At 66.8% G+C, this 17,377-nt stretch carries 19 protein-coding genes and 1 tRNA gene (1 of these 20 cut by a window edge); 9 read left to right on the top strand and 11 right to left on the bottom strand.

Features of this window, described 5'->3' with window-relative positions; translation table 11 throughout:
• Nucleotides 1–268: the 5' end (the start) of a rhomboid family intramembrane serine protease gene (locus tag O5K31_RS05445; RefSeq protein WP_269716309.1), read on the bottom strand. The gene continues 389 nt to the left of window position 1, outside the view; only the first 268 of its 657 coding nucleotides appear in the window; the start codon lies at nucleotides 266–268; its stop codon lies beyond the left edge, outside the window.
• A 122-nt stretch (nucleotides 269–390) separates the two neighbouring features.
• Here O5K31_RS05445 and O5K31_RS05440 point away from each other — a divergent pair, with 122 nt between their 5' ends.
• A complete protein-coding gene (locus tag O5K31_RS05440; protein WP_269716308.1) occupies nucleotides 391–3,261 on the top strand; it encodes a M16 family metallopeptidase in 2,871 nt (956 codons plus the stop codon).
• Between the two features lie 94 nt (nucleotides 3,262–3,355).
• Entirely contained in the window at nucleotides 3,356–3,904 is a 549-nt protein-coding gene (locus O5K31_RS05435; protein ID WP_269716307.1) for a PAS domain-containing protein, read from the top strand.
• Here the strand turns inward: O5K31_RS05435 and O5K31_RS05430 are convergent.
• From O5K31_RS05430 to O5K31_RS05415, 4 genes are all read right to left on the bottom strand, one after another.
• Entirely contained in the window at nucleotides 3,901–4,845 is a 945-nt protein-coding gene (locus O5K31_RS05430; protein ID WP_269716306.1) for an aldo/keto reductase, read from the bottom strand. The genes O5K31_RS05435 and O5K31_RS05430 overlap by 4 nt on opposite strands.
• Before the next feature lie 36 nt (nucleotides 4,846–4,881).
• Nucleotides 4,882–6,543 carry a choline dehydrogenase gene (locus tag O5K31_RS05425; RefSeq protein ID WP_269716305.1) on the bottom strand — a complete coding sequence of 554 codons (1,662 nt, stop codon included), beginning with the start codon at nucleotides 6,541–6,543 and terminating at the stop codon, nucleotides 4,882–4,884.
• Nucleotides 6,544–7,033: 490 nt separating this feature from the next.
• Complete coding sequence (locus tag O5K31_RS05420; protein WP_269716304.1) at nucleotides 7,034–7,678, bottom strand: glutathione S-transferase family protein; 645 nt, start codon at nucleotides 7,676–7,678, stop codon at nucleotides 7,034–7,036.
• A gap of 105 nt (nucleotides 7,679–7,783) precedes the next feature.
• Nucleotides 7,784–8,311, bottom strand: coding sequence for a gamma carbonic anhydrase family protein (locus O5K31_RS05415; protein WP_269716303.1), 528 nt, complete (start codon nucleotides 8,309–8,311; stop codon nucleotides 7,784–7,786).
• Nucleotides 8,312–8,628: 317 nt separating this feature from the next.
• On the opposite strand from O5K31_RS05415, the gene O5K31_RS05410 reads away from it, so the two are divergent.
• Nucleotides 8,629–9,408 carry a PhoH family protein gene (locus O5K31_RS05410; RefSeq protein WP_269716302.1) on the top strand — a complete coding sequence of 260 codons (780 nt, stop codon included), beginning with the start codon at nucleotides 8,629–8,631 and terminating at the stop codon, nucleotides 9,406–9,408.
• Nucleotides 9,409–9,419: 11 nt separating this feature from the next.
• Here the strand turns inward: O5K31_RS05410 and O5K31_RS05405 are convergent, their stop codons facing one another.
• Entirely contained in the window at nucleotides 9,420–10,025 is a 606-nt protein-coding gene (locus tag O5K31_RS05405) for a TetR/AcrR family transcriptional regulator (RefSeq protein WP_269716301.1), read from the bottom strand.
• Between the two features lie 65 nt (nucleotides 10,026–10,090).
• Between O5K31_RS05405 and O5K31_RS05400 the strand changes: the two genes are divergently transcribed.
• Nucleotides 10,091–11,356 carry an MFS transporter gene (locus O5K31_RS05400; protein ID WP_269716300.1) on the top strand — a complete coding sequence of 422 codons (1,266 nt, stop codon included), beginning with the start codon at nucleotides 10,091–10,093 and terminating at the stop codon, nucleotides 11,354–11,356.
• On the opposite strand, the gene O5K31_RS05395 is transcribed toward O5K31_RS05400, so the two are convergent.
• A complete protein-coding gene (locus tag O5K31_RS05395; protein WP_269716299.1) occupies nucleotides 11,353–11,559 on the bottom strand; it encodes a DUF3126 family protein in 207 nt (68 codons plus the stop codon). The genes O5K31_RS05400 and O5K31_RS05395 overlap by 4 nt on opposite strands.
• A 77-nt stretch (nucleotides 11,560–11,636) precedes the next feature.
• Complete coding sequence (locus O5K31_RS05390) at nucleotides 11,637–12,539, bottom strand: LysR substrate-binding domain-containing protein (RefSeq protein ID WP_269716298.1); 903 nt, start codon at nucleotides 12,537–12,539, stop codon at nucleotides 11,637–11,639.
• Nucleotides 12,540–12,613: 74 nt separating this feature from the next.
• On the opposite strand from O5K31_RS05390, the gene O5K31_RS05385 reads away from it, so the two are divergent.
• On the top strand, nucleotides 12,614–12,763 hold the full coding sequence (locus O5K31_RS05385; RefSeq protein WP_269716297.1) for a hypothetical protein: 150 nt from the start codon (nucleotides 12,614–12,616) through the stop codon (nucleotides 12,761–12,763).
• Here the strand turns inward: O5K31_RS05385 and cysE are convergent.
• Nucleotides 12,760–13,590 (bottom strand): serine O-acetyltransferase, encoded by an 831-nt coding sequence (gene cysE, locus O5K31_RS05380; protein ID WP_269716296.1) that lies wholly within the window; start codon nucleotides 13,588–13,590, stop codon nucleotides 12,760–12,762. The genes O5K31_RS05385 and cysE overlap by 4 nt on opposite strands.
• Nucleotides 13,591–13,612: 22 nt before the next feature.
• On the bottom strand, nucleotides 13,613–14,221 hold the full coding sequence (locus O5K31_RS05375) for an NUDIX domain-containing protein (protein ID WP_269716295.1): 609 nt from the start codon (nucleotides 14,219–14,221) through the stop codon (nucleotides 13,613–13,615).
• A gap of 79 nt (nucleotides 14,222–14,300) precedes the next feature.
• Between O5K31_RS05375 and O5K31_RS05370 the strand changes: the two genes are divergently transcribed.
• The gene (locus tag O5K31_RS05370) at nucleotides 14,301–14,915 is read left to right on the top strand and encodes a nitroreductase family protein (RefSeq protein WP_269716294.1); all 615 of its coding nucleotides are present in this window, start codon (nucleotides 14,301–14,303) and stop codon (nucleotides 14,913–14,915) included.
• On the opposite strand, the gene queF is transcribed toward O5K31_RS05370, so the two are convergent.
• Nucleotides 14,912–15,364 carry a preQ(1) synthase gene (gene queF / locus O5K31_RS05365; RefSeq protein ID WP_269716293.1) on the bottom strand — a complete coding sequence of 151 codons (453 nt, stop codon included), beginning with the start codon at nucleotides 15,362–15,364 and terminating at the stop codon, nucleotides 14,912–14,914. The two genes, O5K31_RS05370 and queF, sit on opposite strands and share 4 nt — an antisense overlap.
• 80 nt (nucleotides 15,365–15,444) lie before the next feature.
• On the opposite strand from queF, the gene O5K31_RS05360 reads away from it, so the two are divergent.
• The 3 genes from O5K31_RS05360 to O5K31_RS05350 all read left to right on the top strand — a co-directional run bounded on the left by O5K31_RS05360 (nucleotide 15,445) and on the right by O5K31_RS05350 (nucleotide 17,362).
• Entirely contained in the window at nucleotides 15,445–16,248 is an 804-nt protein-coding gene (locus O5K31_RS05360) for an SDR family NAD(P)-dependent oxidoreductase (protein ID WP_269716292.1), read from the top strand.
• A 244-nt stretch (nucleotides 16,249–16,492) separates the two neighbouring features.
• Nucleotides 16,493–17,182, top strand: a complete 690-nt coding sequence (locus tag O5K31_RS05355) for a TorF family putative porin (RefSeq protein ID WP_269716291.1) — start codon at nucleotides 16,493–16,495, stop codon at nucleotides 17,180–17,182.
• Nucleotides 17,183–17,277: 95 nt separating this feature from the next.
• Nucleotides 17,278–17,362 (top strand) — tRNA-Leu (locus tag O5K31_RS05350).
• Nucleotides 17,363–17,377 lie beyond the last annotated feature (15 nt).

Below are 17,377 nucleotides of genomic sequence, written 5' to 3'. Positions count from 1 at the left end.
TCGGCGTGCCGAACGCCAGGGCGAAAGCGCTGTTGAGCAGGACGTGCATCCAGCCGCCATGCAGGAAGATCGAGGTGACGAGTCCGCCCCATTCGCCGGCCTGCAACCGGGCCGGCACCAGAGCCAGAGCGTAGACGCCCGCATCATCCAAAAGGCGGGTCTGCAGCAGATAGGACCCCGCGATGGCCACGGTGAGCAGAAGCGCCGGCCATGGCGCATTGAACGCGGGCTCGCGCGGCGGGGGCGCGGGATCGTTAATCTCGTACATCACTCTTCATATGAGCGATCACGCATCGCGAGGCCACGGGAATCGCGTTGTCGAAACGCCGCCTTGCTTGCGCCGCAACAGACGGCGAAGGTGCGCGCCCTTTTCCACGTCTAGGCGTCTTGATGCTGCGCACGTCCCGGCCGCTCCTGATTACGGCCTCTATCCTCGCCCTTTCGATCTGCGCCGTCGGCGGCGCGTCGGCCCTTCCCTTCCTCGGCGGCGACAAGGCCGCGGCGGCATCGACCCAGACGGTCGGGCAATGGCCCCAGGCTGTTTCGGACATCGCACCGGACCCGTCGATCCGTTTCGGCGCCCTGCCCAACGGCATGCGCTACGCCATCCAGCGTAACGCCACGCCGCCGGGACAAGCCTCGATCCGCCTGCGCTTCGACGCCGGCTCGCTGATGGAGACCGACGCCCAGCAGGGCTTGGCCCACTTCCTCGAGCACATGGCCTTCAACGGCTCCAAGACCGTGCCCGAGGGCGAGATGATCAAGATCCTGGAGCGCCACGGCTTGGCCTTCGGCGCCGACACCAACGCCTCTACCTCGTGGAACGAGACGATCTACAAGCTCGACCTGCCCAAGACCGACGATGAGACGGTCAAGGTCAGCCTTGATCTGATGCGCGACGTGGCCAGCGAGCTGACCATCACCGGCGAGGCCGTTGATCGCGAACGCGGCGTGGTGCTGTCCGAGGAGCGCGATCGCGATACGCCGTCCTATCGGGTGTTCAAGGAAAGCCTGGCCTTCCTGCTCAAGGGCCAGCGTCCGCCACAGCGCCTGCCCATCGGCCAGGTCGAGGTGATCAAGACCGCGCCGCGTGAGCAGCTAGTCGACTATTACCAACGCTTCTATCGCCCTGAGCGGGCGGTGCTGGTGGTGGTCGGCGACTTCGATGTCGACGCCATGGAAGCCCGGATCAAGGCCAGGTTCTCCGACTGGCGGGGCGTGGGTCCGGCCGGCGTCGATCCAGACCTTGGAGACATCGCCAAACGCGGCGTGGACGCCAAGGTCATCGTCCAGCCGGGAGCCGCCACCTCGCTGCAGCTGACGTGGCTTTCGCCGCCGGACCTGGCGCTCGACACCGCCGCCCGTCGAAAGCGCGACCTGATTCAGCGGCTGGGATTTGCGGTGCTCAATCGTCGCTTCAGCGCTTTGAGCCGGGGGTCCGATCCGCAGTTCATCGGCGCCGGCGCGTTCTCGTTCGACCAATTCCATGCGGCCAAGGCGACCACGATCAGCGCCACCGCGCAGCCGACAGGCTGGCGTCAGGCGCTGGCGGCCATCGATCTGGAGCAACGCCGGATCGCCCGGTACGGGGTTCGGCAGGAGGAGCTCGATCGCGAGATCGCCGAAATCCGCACCATGCTGGAGGCCAGCGTGGCCGGCGCCGCGACCCGGCGCACGCCTAGCCTGGCCAACATCATCGTCGGCAGCCTGGACGACCATCAGGTGGTGACGGCTCCCGCCCAGGATCTGGCCTGGTTCAACGAGGCGGTGAAGGACCTGAAGGCCGAGACCGTCTCGGACGCGGTGAAGAAGGCGTTCGAGGGGGCGGGCCCGGTGACGATCCTGTCCACCGGCTCGCCGGTCCAGGGCGGCGACAAGGCCCTGGCCGACGAACTGGCCGCCTCCCGCAAGGTGGAAGCCACGCCTCTGCTGGCGTCGGCAGCCATCGAGTGGCCGTACCAGACCTTCGGCCCGATGGGTAAAGTGGCCGAGCAGAGGGACTTCACCGATCTCGACGCGACCTTCCTGCGGTTCGAGAACGGCGTGCGCCTGACCGTGAAGCCCACCAAGTTCCGTGACGACCAGGTGCTGGTGAAGGTGCGGATCGGCGACGGCTATCTGGACCTGCCCCGTGATCGCCAGAGCGCGACGTGGTCGGCATCCGCCTTCGCGGAAGGCGGGCTGAAGAAGATCGGCGCCCAGGACATGGAGCGAGTCCTGGCCTCTAAGGTCTGGGGCGCGCAGTTGAGCCTGGAGGACGACGCCTTCGTCCTGAGCGGCGGCACCCGCCCCGCCGACCTGCCGACGGAGCTTCAGGTGCTGGCCGCCTATGTGACCGAACCCGGCTGGCGGCCCGAGGCCTTCCAGCGGATCAAGACTTTCGGCCAGACCCTGCACGATCAGTATGAGGCCACCGACAATGGGGTCCTGGCCCGCGATCTGCCCGGCCTGCTGCGCGGCGGCGACCGCCGCTTCACCTTCCCCTCTCGCAAGGAGATGGCGGACGCCCGAATCGACGACCTGAAGACCCAGCTGGCGCCGCTAGCCGAGGGTCAGATCGAGGTGATCATCGTCGGTGACATCACCGTGGAGAAGGCGACCCAGGCGGTGGCCGAAACCTTCGGCGCCCTGCCCCCCCGCCCCGCTGCCGCGGCGCCGGCGGCGGAAACCCGGGTCACGACCTTCCCGGCGCCCAATGCGACGCCCGTTCGCCTGACACACAAGGGTCGCGCCGACCAGGGCATGGCCTATATCGCCTGGAAAACGGCGGACTTCTTCTCCAACCCGCAGCAGGCGCGGAACACGACGATCCTGGCCGACATCTTCCGCCTGCGCCTGCAGGACGAGCTGCGCGAGAAGCAGGGGGCGACCTATTCGCCGTCGGCGGGTTCGACCGCCTCGTTCGTGTGGACCGACTTCGGCTATGTAGCCGTCAGCGTCGAGGCGCCGCCGACCACATTGGACGCGGTGTTCAAGACGGTTTCCGAGATCGCCGCCGAGCTGCGGACCAAGCCGCCATCCGCCGACGAGCTGGAGCGCGCCAAGAAGCCCCGCCTCGAAGGCCTGGAGAAGGCGCGGGTGACAAACGAGTACTGGGTCAGCCAGCTGTCCGGCGGCCAGACCGATCCTCGCCGTCTCGACGCCACCCGTTCCGTGCAGGCGGGGATCGAGCGGATTTCACCAGAAGACGTGCAGAAAGCCGCTCAGCTCTATCTAGGCGACGATAGGGCCTGGAGACTGGTGATCGTCCCGGAGAAATAGCGCCGGACCGTGCCAGAATGGGACAGATGGCTCTGGCCCGAATATCGCAAGCAAGCCTCGTGCGGTCGCCCGTGACCGCGCGAGGAGCGCCCCGATGTTCCATCCCGGCACGCAGACGCTGATCGACAGCTGGACAGCGCGACGCGTTGAAGCAGGCGCGCCATCGCGCAGGGACATCGATCCGGCGGATTTCGCCAAGCTGCTGCCGCAAGTCTTCATCCTTGGTCGCGAGGGACCTGGAATTTACCCCTTCCGGCTGGCGGGGGGATTTCTTTCGGCGATTCACGGCAGCGGACTGAATGGCAAGAACGGTCTTCGCCTCTGGTCCGTCGGGGATAGACCCAAGGTTCAGGCGGCGCTCGAATCGATCCGCCGCGTGGCCGAGCCCGTGGTCATCACCACCGAGTTGGTCGCCGAAGGGATGCATCCGGCCAGCATGGAGGTGCTGCTGGCGCCTCTGGCCGGACCGGATGGCGAGGTGGACCGCTATATCGGCCTGTATCAGCCGACCGCCCCGCTGCAGCGACTCAATGACGAGATCGTCGAGCCGATGCTGCTGCACTCGATCCACTGGGCCGACCCAGCGGTCGCCAATGCGCCGGCCCTGCGGCTGGCGACCCTGGACGGACGGCGGATCGCCTAGGCCGCGCTGGCCGTATCCAGCCGCAGCACCTGCTCGTCCGTCAGGGAGAGTCGCGCCGCGCCCATCAGGTCATTGAGTTGTTCGACGCTGGTGGCGCTGGCGATTGGCGCGGTGATCGACGGGCGGGCCATAAGCCAGGCAAGCGCCACCTGGGCCTGGGTCGCGCCGAGTTCAGCCGACACGATGTCCAGGGCGGCGAGGATTCGCAGGCCGCGCTCGTTCAGATACTTCTTCACCCCGCGACCGCGCGGGCTTTTGCCCAGGTCGGCCTCGCTTCGGTACTTGCCGGTGAGGAAGCCGCTGGCCAGCCCGTAGTAGCAGATCACCCCGATCTCGTTCTCCAGCACCTCAACCTCGAGGCCCGACTCGAATTCCGAACGGTCATAGAGATTGTAACCAGGCTGCAGGGTCTCGTAGCGGGGCAGGCCCTTGTCGGCGGAGACCTTCAGCGACTCGGCCAGGCGCGGCGCGGTGAAGTTGGAGGCCCCGATCGCCCTCACCTTCCCCGCCATGATCAGGCGGTCATAGGCTTCGAGCGTCTCGTCGATGGGCGTCTTTTCGTCGTCCTCGTGGGATTGATAGAGGTCTATGACGTCGGTCTGCAGACGCTGGAGCGATTCCTCGGCCGCCGCGATGATGTTGGCGGCGGACAGGCCGGGGCGTTTGGGCCACTTGGCGACCTTGGTGGCGATGATCACGTCGTCGCGGCGGCCCCGATTCTTCAGCCACTTGCCGATGATGGTCTCTGATTCCCCGCCGGTGTGGCCCGGGACCCAGGCCGAATAGACGTCGGCTGTGTCGATGGCGTCGAATCCCCCGTCCACGAAAGCGTCGAGAAGGGCGAACGACGTCGCCTCGTCAGCGGTCCAGCCGAACACGTTGCCGCCGAACATCAGCGGGGCGATGGACAGACCGGACCGGCCGAGGGGACGTTTGCGCATCAGAAGGCTCCGACGGAGGGGGTTCGACTCATAACGTCAGGCGGCGGCCATGCGTTCGTCGCCGAACACCGGAACATCGAGCGGGGCCAGCATCGGCCGCCCGCGCAGCAGGTCGGCGGCCTTTTCGGCGATCATGATGGTCGGGGCGTTGGTATTGCCGCCCACGAGATTGGGCATGACCGAGGCGTCGATGACCCGCAGGCCGGCGATTCCCTGGACCCGCAGCTGATCATCGACCACCGCCATGGCGTCGCCCGCCACGCCCATGCGGCAGGTGCCGACGGGGTGATAGATCGTCTCACCCGTGCGGCGGATCCAGTCGTCGATCTGGGCGTCGGTCTTCACATCGGCGCCTGGGGCGTGTTCGGCCCCACGATAGGGGTCGAGAGCGGCCTGCGCGGCCACGTCACGGGCGATCTTGACCCCCTCGCGCATGGCGCGGCGATCCTCTTCCGTCGCCAGATAATTGGCGAAGATGGCCGGATCTGCGAACGGGTCGGCCGAGGACAGGCCGATGCGGCCGCGGCTTTCGGGGCGAAGCTGGCAGACGTGCTGGGTGAAGCCGTCCTTTTCGACCTGAATCTTGCCGTGCTCCTGCATGATGGCGAGCACCACGTGGATTTGCAGGTCGGGCCGGTCGAGGTCGGGGCGCGATTTGAGGAAGGCGCCCGATTCCAGAAAGTTCTGCCGCCCGAAACCCTGACCGAACAGCATGTAGTTGAGGCCGGTCGCGAGCTTCTTCAGCCCCTTGTTATAAGAGTAGGCGGTGATCGGCTTGGTGCAGTCCCAGCTGAGGGTCACGTCCAGGTGGTCCTGCAGGTTGGCGCCGACGCCCTTGGACTCATGGACGACGCTGATTCCGTGCCTGCGCAGTTCGTCCGGATCGCCGATTCCCGACAGCTGAAGGACATGGGGCGACTGCACGGCGCCGGCGCAAAGCAGCACCTCGGCGTCGGCATAGGCGGTTTTGGCCTCGGCGTTCTTGCCCTGGGCGTAGTCGACGCCGACGGCCCGGCCGTTCTCGATGCGAATCTTGGTGGTCCGCGCTTCGATCTCGATGGTGAGGTTGGATCGTTTCAGCGCCGGTCGCAGGTAGGCGGCCGAGGCGCTCCAGCGCTGGCCATCGCGGATGGTCAGGTCGTAGGGCCCCCAACCTTCCTGCTGGTGACCGTTGAAGTCCTTGGTCACCGGATGTCCCGCCTGGCGGCCGGCTTCGATGATGCTGGAATAGATCGGGTTGGGCGATGCGGCGCGGGAGACGTGCAGCGGCCCCTCCCCGCCGTGGTAGTCGCAAGGACCGCCCTCGAAGGTCTCGGACTTCTTGAAGTAGGGCAGCACCTCCGAATAGGACCAACCGGCTAGGCCCATCTGGCGCCACTGGTCGTAGTCGCGGGCGTGGCCGCGGATGTAGATCATGCCGTTGATCGAGGATGACCCGCCCAGACCCTTGCCGCGCGGCCACCACAGGCGGCGGTCGTTGAGATGCGGCTCGGCCTCGGTCCAGAAGCCCCAGTTGTAGTCGCCCTTGGCCTTGATCAGCTCGCCCACCCCGGCGGGCATCTTGACCAGCAGGGAGTTGTCCCGGCCGCCGGCCTCCAGCAGCAGGACCTTGGTGTTGGGGTCTTCCGTCAGACGGGCGGCCAGCACGCAGCCAGCGGAGCCCGCGCCGATGATGATGTAGTCGTAGCGTTCGGCCATTACCGTCACGCGCTCCCTAACTTATCGTTGTTAGGTTGAAGATTGAGGCCGTGTGCGGTGCGGTGGCAAGGGGCGCCGTGGGGGAAGGCGGAGCGCTGCTCCCTCGCGGATAGGGGGGCGTGCTTTGTCTCCTAAGTCTTCAGGATGCGGGAACCGGGACGATTTCGGTGACGATCAGACGATTTCAGCGACAAAGGGCGGATACGGGAATCCCCGCGCCAGACCATTGTCGCTCAGCGGGCGGCGGCGGGGATAGATGAGCCGCCCGTTCGCTTCCCTTCCCTCGCGGGAAGGGAATGGCGAGGAAATAGCCGCCGCCTGACGCGTCGGTCGAGGAGGCGCAGCGCTCTCGATGGACCGTCTGCGCGGCGAGCGGGGCAGAGGCGGAAATGTCTCCGGTGTCTCCGGCGAGTGGTCGGGAGTAGCCGGAGTATCGGTCTCCAGAGTCTCCACCCTCACCCCTGCCCCCTCTCATCGAGGGAGAACGGTTCTAGATCCCAATCTCCGAGGCTTCGATCACGCCTGTCTCCGCCGCGCCGGCGGCCAGCCATTCGACCATCAGCGGGTGAGCCAGCAGGGCCTGCTGATAGGCGAGCGGCCGGCCGGTGAGCTCGACGCCGAAGCTCTGAAAGCGGGTGGCGATGGGGGCGAACATGGCGTCGACGCCGCCGAACTCGCCGAACAGCCAGGGCGAGCCGTGGCGACCGGCGGTCTCCCATATCTGCAGGACGCGGGCGATGTCGGCCTCGACCTGCGGGGTCATCACCGCGCGGCGGTTGCGGGCGCGGGTGTTGCAAGGCATGGCGGCGCGCAGGTCATTGAAGCCAGCGTGGACCTCGGCGGCGTAGCTGCGGGCCCGGGCGCGGTGAGCCGGATCGGCCGGCCAGACGCCAGGGAATCGCTCGGCCACATATTCGAAGATCGCCAGGGTGTCCCAGACGGCGAGATCACCGTCCTTGAGCAGCGGGACCATGCCCGTCTCGCCGCCCATGGCGCGGACCATGTCGCGAGCCCCGTCGCGGTAGATGGGGATCATCACCTCGTCGAAGTCGGCGCCGACCAGCTTGAGCAGCAGCCAGGCCCGCATGGACCAGGACGAGTAATTCTTGTTGCCGATAGCGAGGGTGAGGGTCATGGGGCGCTCCGTTGACGGTGCGCGGCTTTATGGGCCGGATGGGCGCGGCCTGGGAAACGATGTTGTCTCACTTAGGTTGTGATCCAGGCTCACAACCTTGGCCGTTCAGGCCGGGGCCATGTCGCGGACGTAGCGCTTCCAATTCTCGACATAGTGCAGGGCTGAACCCGTGAGGATTTGGACCTGATGTTCGCTGACCTCGCGGACCACCTTGCCCGGCGCGCCCATGACCAGGGAGTTGTCGGGAATCTCCTTGCCCTCGGGAATCAGGGCGCCGGCGCCGATGAGGCAGTTGCGGCCGATCCTGGCGCCATTGAGGACGATGGCGCCGATGCCGATCAGGCTGTTGTCGCCAATGGTGCATCCATGAAGCATGACCATGTGTCCGATGGTGCAGTTGGCGCCGATGGTGAGCGGAACGCCAAGATCGGTGTGGAGTACAGAGCCGTCCTGGATGTTGCTGTTCTCGCCGATCGTTATGGGATCATTGTCGCCCCGCAGGGTGACTCCGAACCAGATGCTGGCGTTTTTCTTGAGGATCACGTTCCCCATCACGCAGGCATTGGGCGCAATCCAGTATTCGCCCTCCGGCGGTAGGGTCGGAGCGGCGGCGCCCAGCTTATAGACACTCATATGACACCCCTTTTTAATTTAAGCGTCGCGCTTGCTTAATGGATCGGAAACCACGTTACCCTCATTGTAGTGAGGCGATTCGAGAGGTGAAAACCTCTCCGATCCCGCCGCGGGCGACTGTCCGTCCGCGATCTCCTTGAGATGGAGTTTCGGGTGTCGCGTATGGGTTCACGGCGGGTTTTGGAACCGCCTCCAGTCGGAAGCGTCTACGGACCGCCGGGCCCTGCTCGTCCCTCTGTCTCATTCCTCCCCACTGACCACCCCAAGGGCGCATCCATGCGGACGCGTCCTTTTTTCATGCCCCAACGGAGGCTTTGATGACCAAGCGTGCTCTGAAGCGGATGGTGCGCGAAGGCGCTTTTGATTCTGCGCAGTTCGAGGATGACGGGAAGATCCGCCGCTTGCCGGTGGACCGCGGCGGCTGGTCGCCCGTCAATCAGCACGGTCAGCGCGACGATGATCGCGAGCAGGGGTACGTAAAAACAATAAAACCAAAGTCGGCCGGGCAATCTCAGCTGATCGAGGCCATCGACAACAAGAACCTGGTCATGGCGCTCGGCCCGGCAGGCACGGGCAAGACCTACCTGGCCATCGCCAAGGCGGTCGAGGCCCTGGAGGCCGGCAAGGTCGGACGCATCGTCCTGTCGCGGCCGGCGGTCGAGGCCGGCGAATCCATCGGCTATCTGCCGGGCGACATGGAAGACAAGCTGGCCCCCTATCTGCGGCCGCTCTACGACGCCCTGTCGGACCGTCTGTCCATGAAGCGGGTGCGGGCCCTGATGGCGGAGGGCGCCATCGAGATCGCGCCGGTCGGCTACATGCGCGGCCGCACGCTGAACAACGCCTTCGTGGTGATCGACGAGGCGCAGAACTGCACCTATGTGCAGCTCAAGATGCTGCTGACGCGCCTGGGCTGGCACTCGACCATGGTGGTCACGGGCGATCCGCACCAGTCGGACCTGCTGCCGGGCGTCTCGGGCCTGGCGGAAGTGGCCGAGAAGTTCGACCCCGTCGAGAACATCGCCGTCGTCCGCCTGGCCGACCGCGACATTGTTCGCCATCCGCTGGTGGCCGAGATGCTCGGCGTCCTGACCTGATCTAGACCGGACTACCCGCCGAGGCGCGCAGCGATGAGCGTCTCGGCGGCATGCCCGACCCGCTGTGCGGGACCGGATGGCCCGTGGATCTGGCGGGCGACATAGACCCCTTCAAGCAAAAGCAGAAGTTCATCGGCCAGGCCCTGCGGGTCGGCCGCGCCCATGTCCCGCGCCATCTGGGTGAACCGCTCGCGCTGGCGCGTCTTGAAGCCGAGAGCCTCACCGCGCACGAGCCCCTCCTCGGGATATTCCACAGCCGCGTTGGAGTGGGCGCAACCGCGATAGCCGCCCAGCCTGGAGCGCTCCGCCGTGCCCCGGAAGAAGTGGATCAGCTGGGCGCGCGGGTCGTTGGGGCAGGCCGCGACCGACTCTTCGAGCCGTCGCCAGAAGCCGGCCTCCTGCCGCTGGAGAACCGCGACGATGAGCTCTTCCTTGGAGCCGAAGGCACGATAAAGGCTGGGCTTTCCGACCCCCGCCACATTGACGATCTCCTCCACGCCCACGGCGCGAATTCCCTGCGCGTAGAACAGCGTCTCGGCGGCGTCGAGGACCTTGTCGCCGGCGCGCCGGGGCGCGGGCTGATCGTCCTTGGAGGATTTCTGCAAAACGTCGGTCATGGGCTCGCTTGACAATGTAACCGATCGGTACGCTTATGACTTCGAGCAACGTACCGATCGGTTACATGACCCTACGCCTCCCCCGCGCCCTTGGCCAGAACTACGCCTACGTCGTCGTTGGCGTGATCTTCGTCTCCCTGCTGGCGGCCGCCGCCCTGCGCTCCGCGCCCGGGGTGCTGATGAAGCCGTTGGAGGACGCCTTCAGCTGGGATCGGGGGACGATCTCACTCGCTGCCGGGATCGGCATCTTCCTGTACGGCATGACCGGCCCGTTCGCGGCGGCCCTTATGTCGAGTTTCGGCATCAAGCGGGTCGTGGTGATCTCGCTGGCGCTAATGGCGATATCGACCGGCGCGTCGTCATTCATGACCCAGCCCTGGCACTATGTGGCCACCTGGGGCGTGATCAGCGGGGTGGGCAGCGGCGCGGTGGCCATGGTGCTGGGCGCCACCATCGTGAATCGCTGGTTCGTCGCCCGGCGCGGGCTGATGATGGGCCTGCTGACGGCCAGCACGGCCACCGGCACGCTCATCTTCCTGCCGCTGATGGCGTGGGTCACGCAGCAAAGCGGCTGGCGGCCCGTGGTCCTGGGCATCGCGGCGGTGATGGCCCTGCTGGTCCCGCTGGCCGCCTGGCTGGTGCCCGACAAGCCGTCGAGCGTGGGGCTGAAACCCTATGGCGCTGGCGAAGACTATGTGGAGCCGGCCCCCGTTCCGGCCGGCCAGGCCCTGACCTACGCCTTTGACGCGCTGTTCCGGGCGGCCAGGACCCGCACCTTCTGGCTACTGTTCATCGGATTCTTCGTCTGCGGCCTGACCACCAACGGTCTGGTGGGCACGCATATGATCGCCCTTTGCGCCGACCGGGGCATGGCGCCGGTGCAGGCGGCGGGGCTGATGGCGCTGATGGGACTGTTCGACCTGGTGGGCACCACGCTCTCGGGCTGGGCCACCGACCGCTATGACCCGCGCAAGCTGCTGTTCGCCTATTACGTCCTGCGCGGCTTAAGCCTGATCTATCTGCCCTATTCGGACTTTTCGATCGTGTCTCTGGGCGTGTTCGCGGTGTTCTACGGCCTGGACTGGCTCGCCACGGTGCCGCCGACCGTGAAACTGGCCAGCGAAGCGTTCGGGGATCGCGACGGCCCCATCGTCTTTGGCTGGATCGCGGCGGGCCATCAGATCGGCGCGGCCACGGCGGCTATCGGCGCGGGCGTGCTGCGCGCGGCCCAGGGCCGCTATCTGGAGGCCTTCGTCATGGCCGGCGCGGCCGCCATGATCGCGGCCGCCGCATCATTGATGATCCGGCGGCCGATCTTGAAAGCGGCCTAGTCGAGGTCTTCGGCCAGGATCGCCATCTGGAAGGTGAAGGAGCCGTCTTCGTCCTCGTCCTCGTAGATGACGCCGATGAACTCGCCCTTCAGTTCGACCTCGGCGCTGTCCTTCTGCTTGGGACGGGCCTTGAGGGCGATGTGCGGGTTGCCGAAGGTGCGCTTCATGTGCGCTTCGATCTTGGCGATGTCCTTGTCGTCCACGGGGGTGGCTCCTTGGTTGCTCTGGCGCCGTGGCGCTTTGGCGCGAACCTAACGGGCTGAGCCCAAGTCGCAACCCGCTAAACGTCTTCTCCTGTGGGTGGAGGCGGCGTGGCGGCGCCCTGGGCGACCAGCCAGTCGCGGAACAGACGCACCGGACGGGTCAGGCCGCCGCGCGGCGTGAGGGCGGTGATGCTCGCCTCGCCATCCACGAAACCCAGCGGCGCCACCAGGCGGCCGACGGCCAGATCACGCTGCACGAAGGCCCAGGGGCCCATGGCTACGCCCAGGCCGGCGGCGGCGGCTTCGAGCATGTAGAAGTAGTGATCGAACTCGCGATCCACGGGCGGGGGCGCGAGCGTGACGCCAGCGCGTCCTTCCCACTCGGCCCAGGCCGGGAGGAAGGTTCGGGTATGCAGGCGCGGCAGGGCGGCGATCCGCTCGACCGTCACCGGCCCCGTCAGCAGGCCCGGCGCCATGACCGGCCCTTGATAGTGCTGCATGAAGGGCGTGACCTGCGCCCCAGGCGGCGCGCCTGTTCCCGGAGCGCCCAGGCGAATGGCCAGATCGGTGGAGCCGAAATCCACCGGGCCGTTGGTCTCCTGGATGCGGACGGGAACGTCCGGGTGGGCGTCCACGAAGTCGGGCAGGCGGGGGATCAGCCATTTCATGGCGAAGGTCGGCTGGACCGTGACCCGCAGGCCGTCGGCGTCGGTCGGCTGCTGGGGCAAAGCCTCGTCGACAAGATCGAAGGCCTGGGTCAGGGCCTGGGCCAGCTTGAGCCCGGCTTCCGTCAGGCGCAGGCGGCTCTTTGGCCCCTCGGTGAGGCGTACGCTGAGCTGCTCCTCGAGCCCCCTCACCTGCCGGCTGACCGCGCCGTGGGTGACGAACAGTTCGTCCGCCGCCGTGGTCATCCGTCCATGCCGGCCGAACGCCTCGAAGGCGCGCAGGGCGTTGAGCGGCGGCAGGGGTCGGCGGGCCATTGTGCGAAAACCTCACAGATGGCTGCTGATAAGTCGTTTGTGAGCGGGCCGCAACGGCGGCATCAGACTGGCCGATGAACCAGACAGCAAAGAAGCTCCGCCGCCTGACCCTCAATGACATCCTGGCCGTCACCCTGATCTGGGCGGCGGTGATCTATGGATTGAGCACGGGAGGGTCTCTGGAGCGGACACACGCGCGGGCCGCTCCAGCGAGTTGCGGCTAGATCGAGTAGTCGTAGACCGCGTCGGCCAGGGTGTGGTCCATGGTCCGCGCCGGCTCTTCGCAGGTGGGGCAGTTGACCAGGCGGGCGGGAACGCCGGCTGCCGTGCAGTGGGCCGGCACGGGCTTGAGCACCACCGAACCGGAAGCGATCTTGGCGTAGTCGCCCACCGTGATGTTGCCGAGCACCTTGGCGCCCGCGCCCAGCAGCACGCCCTTGCCAATCTTGGGGTGACGGTCGCCGCGCTCGGCGCCAGTGCCGCCCAGGGTCACCCCGTGTAGCAGCGACACGTCGTCGCCCACCACCGCGGTCTCGCCGATCACCACCCCGGTGCCGTGGTCCATGAACACCCCCGAGCCGATGCGGGCGGCGGGGTTGATGTCGATCTGGAACAGCTCGCTGGTGCGGCTCTGCAGGTAGAAGGCCATGGTCTCGCGACCCTGCCCCCACAGCCAGTGGGCGACCCGGTGAGTCTGGAGGGCCAGATAGCCCTTGAAGAACAGGAACGGTTGGACGTAGCCCTTGCAGGCGGGGTCGCGCTCGAACACCGCCTTAAGGTCGGCTTCGGCGGCGGCGATCAGGGAGGGGTCGGCTTCATAGGCGGCCTGGGCCAGCTCGCGGGCGCTCATGGCGCGCAGCTCCTGGTCGCCGACCTTGCGGGCGATCTGGTAGGACAGGGCGCCCGCCAGACCGTTGTGCGACAGCACCACGGCGTTGAGCAGCGAGGCCAGGGCCGGCTCGGCCTGGGCGGCGCGCTGGGCTTCGGCGCGCAGGGCGGCCCATACGGGCGGCGCGGCGGCGGGCTCGACGACTTCCAGATGCTTGGCCATGCGCAGGCTCTCCCTCTCGCCGCTAGCCTAGCACAAGTCGCGCCAGGCCGTGCGGCAGCTCTCCCTGCACGGCCATATGGTGGACCCGAAGCAACAGCGCCAGGGTGAGCATGTCGGGCATGTGACCGGCCACGGCGGCGTCGAGCGCCTCCCGGAACGGCACGCGTGCGATGGCCAGGTCCTCGGTCTCGTCCGGCGCGGCCTTGCCCGCCTTCAGGCCAGTGGCCAGATAGCCATAGGCGACCTCGTCGGTGACCGAATTGGACAGTTGGGCCTGAAGGATCAGGCTCCAGTCGGCGGCGATCAGGCCTGTCTCCTCGCGCAGTTCGCGCTTGGCGCCCTTGAGCGGATCCTCACCCTTGGGCGCGCCGCCTTCGGGCACCTCCCAGCTATAGTCGCGGTGAGCGAAGCGGTTCTGACCCACCAGGGTGACGGTGCCGTCCTCATGCAGCGGCACCACGCCCGTGGCGATGTTCTTGAACCCGACCACGCCATAGCGCGCGGCGCGGCCGGTGGGCGACACGGCGTCGTGTTCGCTGACCGTCAGCCAGGGATTGTCATAGACGGCCCGCGAGCCCGTACTCTTCCATGGCGCGCCGTGACTGCGCATCCAGCTTGGTTTTTGCGACATATTCTCAACTGCGCCTTGTGTGCGCGACGGCGCGGCCATAGGTCATGCTTCGCGCTTAACCGTTTTGCCCGAGGTCGTCTTGCGTCATTCCGTCCCCCCCGCCCCGGAATTTGGTCAGCCGCTGCCGATCCAGGCCTCTCCGGCGGTGCTCGACTTCCTGGCGATGCGTCGCTCAGCCTCCGCGATGGCTCTGGCCGAACCGGGCCCGGATGAGGCGCAACTGCACGACCTGCTGACCCTGGCCGCGCGGGTTCCCGATCACGGCAAGCTGGCCCCCTGGCGTTTCATCCTGCTGCGCGGCGAGGCCAAGACGGCCTACGCCGCCCGGCTGGAAGCCATGGCCCAGACGCGGGACGACACGCCCAAGAAGCTCGCCTCCCTAGGCAAGCTGAAGGCGCCGCCCCTGGCGATCGTGGTCGTCTCCAGCCCGCAGATCGGCAAGATTCCGGAGTGGGAGCAGGTGATGTCGGCCGGAGCGGTCTGCACCCAGCTTCTGCTGGCGGCTTCAGCCATGGGCTTCGGCGCCAACTGGATCACCGACTGGTACGCGTTCGACCGCGAAGCCCTGGACCTGTTGGGCTTGTCCCCAAGCGAGAAGGTCGCCGGCTTCCTTTATCTGGGCACGTCGGCGGACGCCCCGCTGGAGCGGGTGCGGCCGGACGTGAAGGCGATCACGACGGAGTGGAGCGCCTAGCGCCCGCGATAGGCCGGGACGCCCTGTTCGGGGACCCACAGGCCCTTGGGCGCTTCGCCGGTCTGCCAGAAGACATCGATCGGAATGCCGCCGCGCGGATACCAGTAGCCGCCGATGCGCAGCCAGCGCGGGGACGCGATCTCGTCGATCTTGCGGCCGATGGCGACGGTGCAGTCCTCGTGGAAGGCGCCGTGGTTGCGGAAGGAGCCCAGATAGAGCTTCAGCGACTTGGACTCGATCAGCCATTCGCCCGGCGCGTAGTCGATGACCAGGTGCGCGAAGTCGGGCTGGCCAGTGACGGGGCAAAGCGAAGTGAACTCCGGCGCCACGAAGCGGGCCAGGTACAGCACGTCGCTCTGCGGATTGGGCACGCGCTCCAGAACCGCCTCCGAGGGGTCCTTGGGATAGGCCACGTCGCGGCCAAGCTGGGTCAGGTGCGTCTCGTCCATGCGGCGGGACTTAACACCGCGTCCGGGCAAGACAAGAGGCCCGGTCGTCGCTACCGTTTCGAAAACAGACGGAGGACGACATGGCGGGACGTGATTTCGACGGCTGGACGGTGGTGATCACCGGCGCTTCGACAGGCCTGGGACGGGCCATCGCGGTGGAGGTCGCATCGCGCGGCGCGGGGACCGTGGTGGTCAACTACGCCCGCAGCGAAGCTGAAGCCGCCGAGACGGTGAGCCTGGTCGAGGCGCAGGGCGCGCGGGCGCTGCTGGTGCAGGGCGACGTGGCCGAGGACGCCGATTGCCGGCGCATCGCGGACGCCGCCGCCTCTACCGGGCGGATCGACGCCCTGTTCAACAACGCCGGCACCACCGTCTTCGCGCCCGATCACGCCGACCTGGACGCGGTGTCGGCCGACGATTTCCTGCGCCTATACAAGGTCAATGTGGTGGGGGCTTACCAGATGGTCCGCGCCGCCCGCTCGCTGCTGGAGTCCGCCCCGCAGGCCGGAGCGGTGGTCAACACCGCCTCAATCGCAGGCGTCACCGGCATCGGCTCGTCCCTGCCCTACGCGGCGTCCAAGGGCGCCATGACGACCATGACCCTGTCGCTGGCCCGCGCCCTGGCGCCCAAGATCCGGGTCAACGCCATCTGCCCCGGATTCATCGACACCCCCTGGTTCGGCAAGGCCATGGAGCAGGAACGGATCGACCGCATGCGCCAGGGCGTGATCGCCTCCACGCCTCTCAAGGCCGCCTCGACCGCCGAGGATATCGCGGGCGCCGCCGTTTTTCTGGCCTCTCCCGCATCGCGACATGTGACAGGTGAAACCCTGCTCGTGGACGCCGGGACGCACCTGGGTTTTGCTTCGCTTTCAATGCGATAGCTCCAAGCGGCCATTGCGGCCTCCCTGCCGCACCGCACAAGGCGCCTAATTTCTAGGCGCCACACCTAAGCTTCGCTTAACTATGTGACAGGCATTGTCACGCGCATGCGTGCGTTCGGCCGAACGTTGCTTCTCGACGAAGGTGTCACCGAAGCTGCGGCAGGGCCACTCATGACAACGGCGATCGGGGCGATTCTCTCTCTCGGAACCCCGGAGCCGACAATGAAAAAGGGGATATACTAAAATGAAGACTCTCAAGCTCGCACTGTGCGCCGCCACAGCATCATTCCTGATGGCTGGCGCCGCCGCCGCTCAAGACAGCGGCCCGACCTTCTCATTCAACCTGGGCCTGACCTCGGACTACGTCTTCCGCGGCGTGACCCAGACCGACCAAGAGCCCGCGCTGCAAGGCGGCGTGGACATGAGCGCCGGCGTCTTCTACGCCGGTATCTGGGGCTCGAACGTCGATTTCTTCGACGAGACCGACGCTGAAGTGGACGTCTATTTCGGCGTGAAGCCGACCTTCGGCCCGATCTCCGCCGACTTCGCCGCCATCTATTACGGCTACGTCAATGAGCCGAACGGCGCCGACTACGCCTATTGGGAATTCAAGGCCGCCGGCTCGGTGCCGGTGGGTCCGGGCTCGATCGGCACGGCGCTGTACGTTTCGCCGGACTTCTTCGGTTCGGTGGGTGAAGCCGCCTATTACGAAGTCAACGGCGCGTTCCCGGTGATGGACAAGCTGTCGCTGACCGGCGCCCTGGGCCGTCAGGACCTGGAAGGCAACGGCGATTACACCACCTGGAACCTCGGCGCGGCCTACGCCCTGACCGACAACCTGAGCATCGACCTGCGCTACCACGACACCAGCAAGCACGAGTTCGGCGAGTACTACGAAGAATCCTTCGTGGCCTCGATCAAGGCGACCTTCTAGTCCCAAGCGGACGGGAAAACAGAAAAGCCGCCGCGGATCGCCGCGGCGGCTTTTTCTTTGCGCCCTCGCCCGGCCTGCCGTAAGCGCAAGGCGGCGGGGACGTGGCGGAATGGTAGACGCACCGGACTTAAAATCCGTTGGCCTCTGGCTGTGTGGGTTCGAGTCCCACCGTCCCTACCAGCGTCCGATCTAGGA

The sequence above is a fragment of the Caulobacter sp. NIBR2454 genome (assembly GCF_027474405.1).
Classification (GTDB): Bacteria; Pseudomonadota; Alphaproteobacteria; order Caulobacterales; family Caulobacteraceae; genus Caulobacter.
Note: the sequence above shows the minus strand (reverse complement) of the source record. Positions and strands in the feature narration are given on the sequence as shown.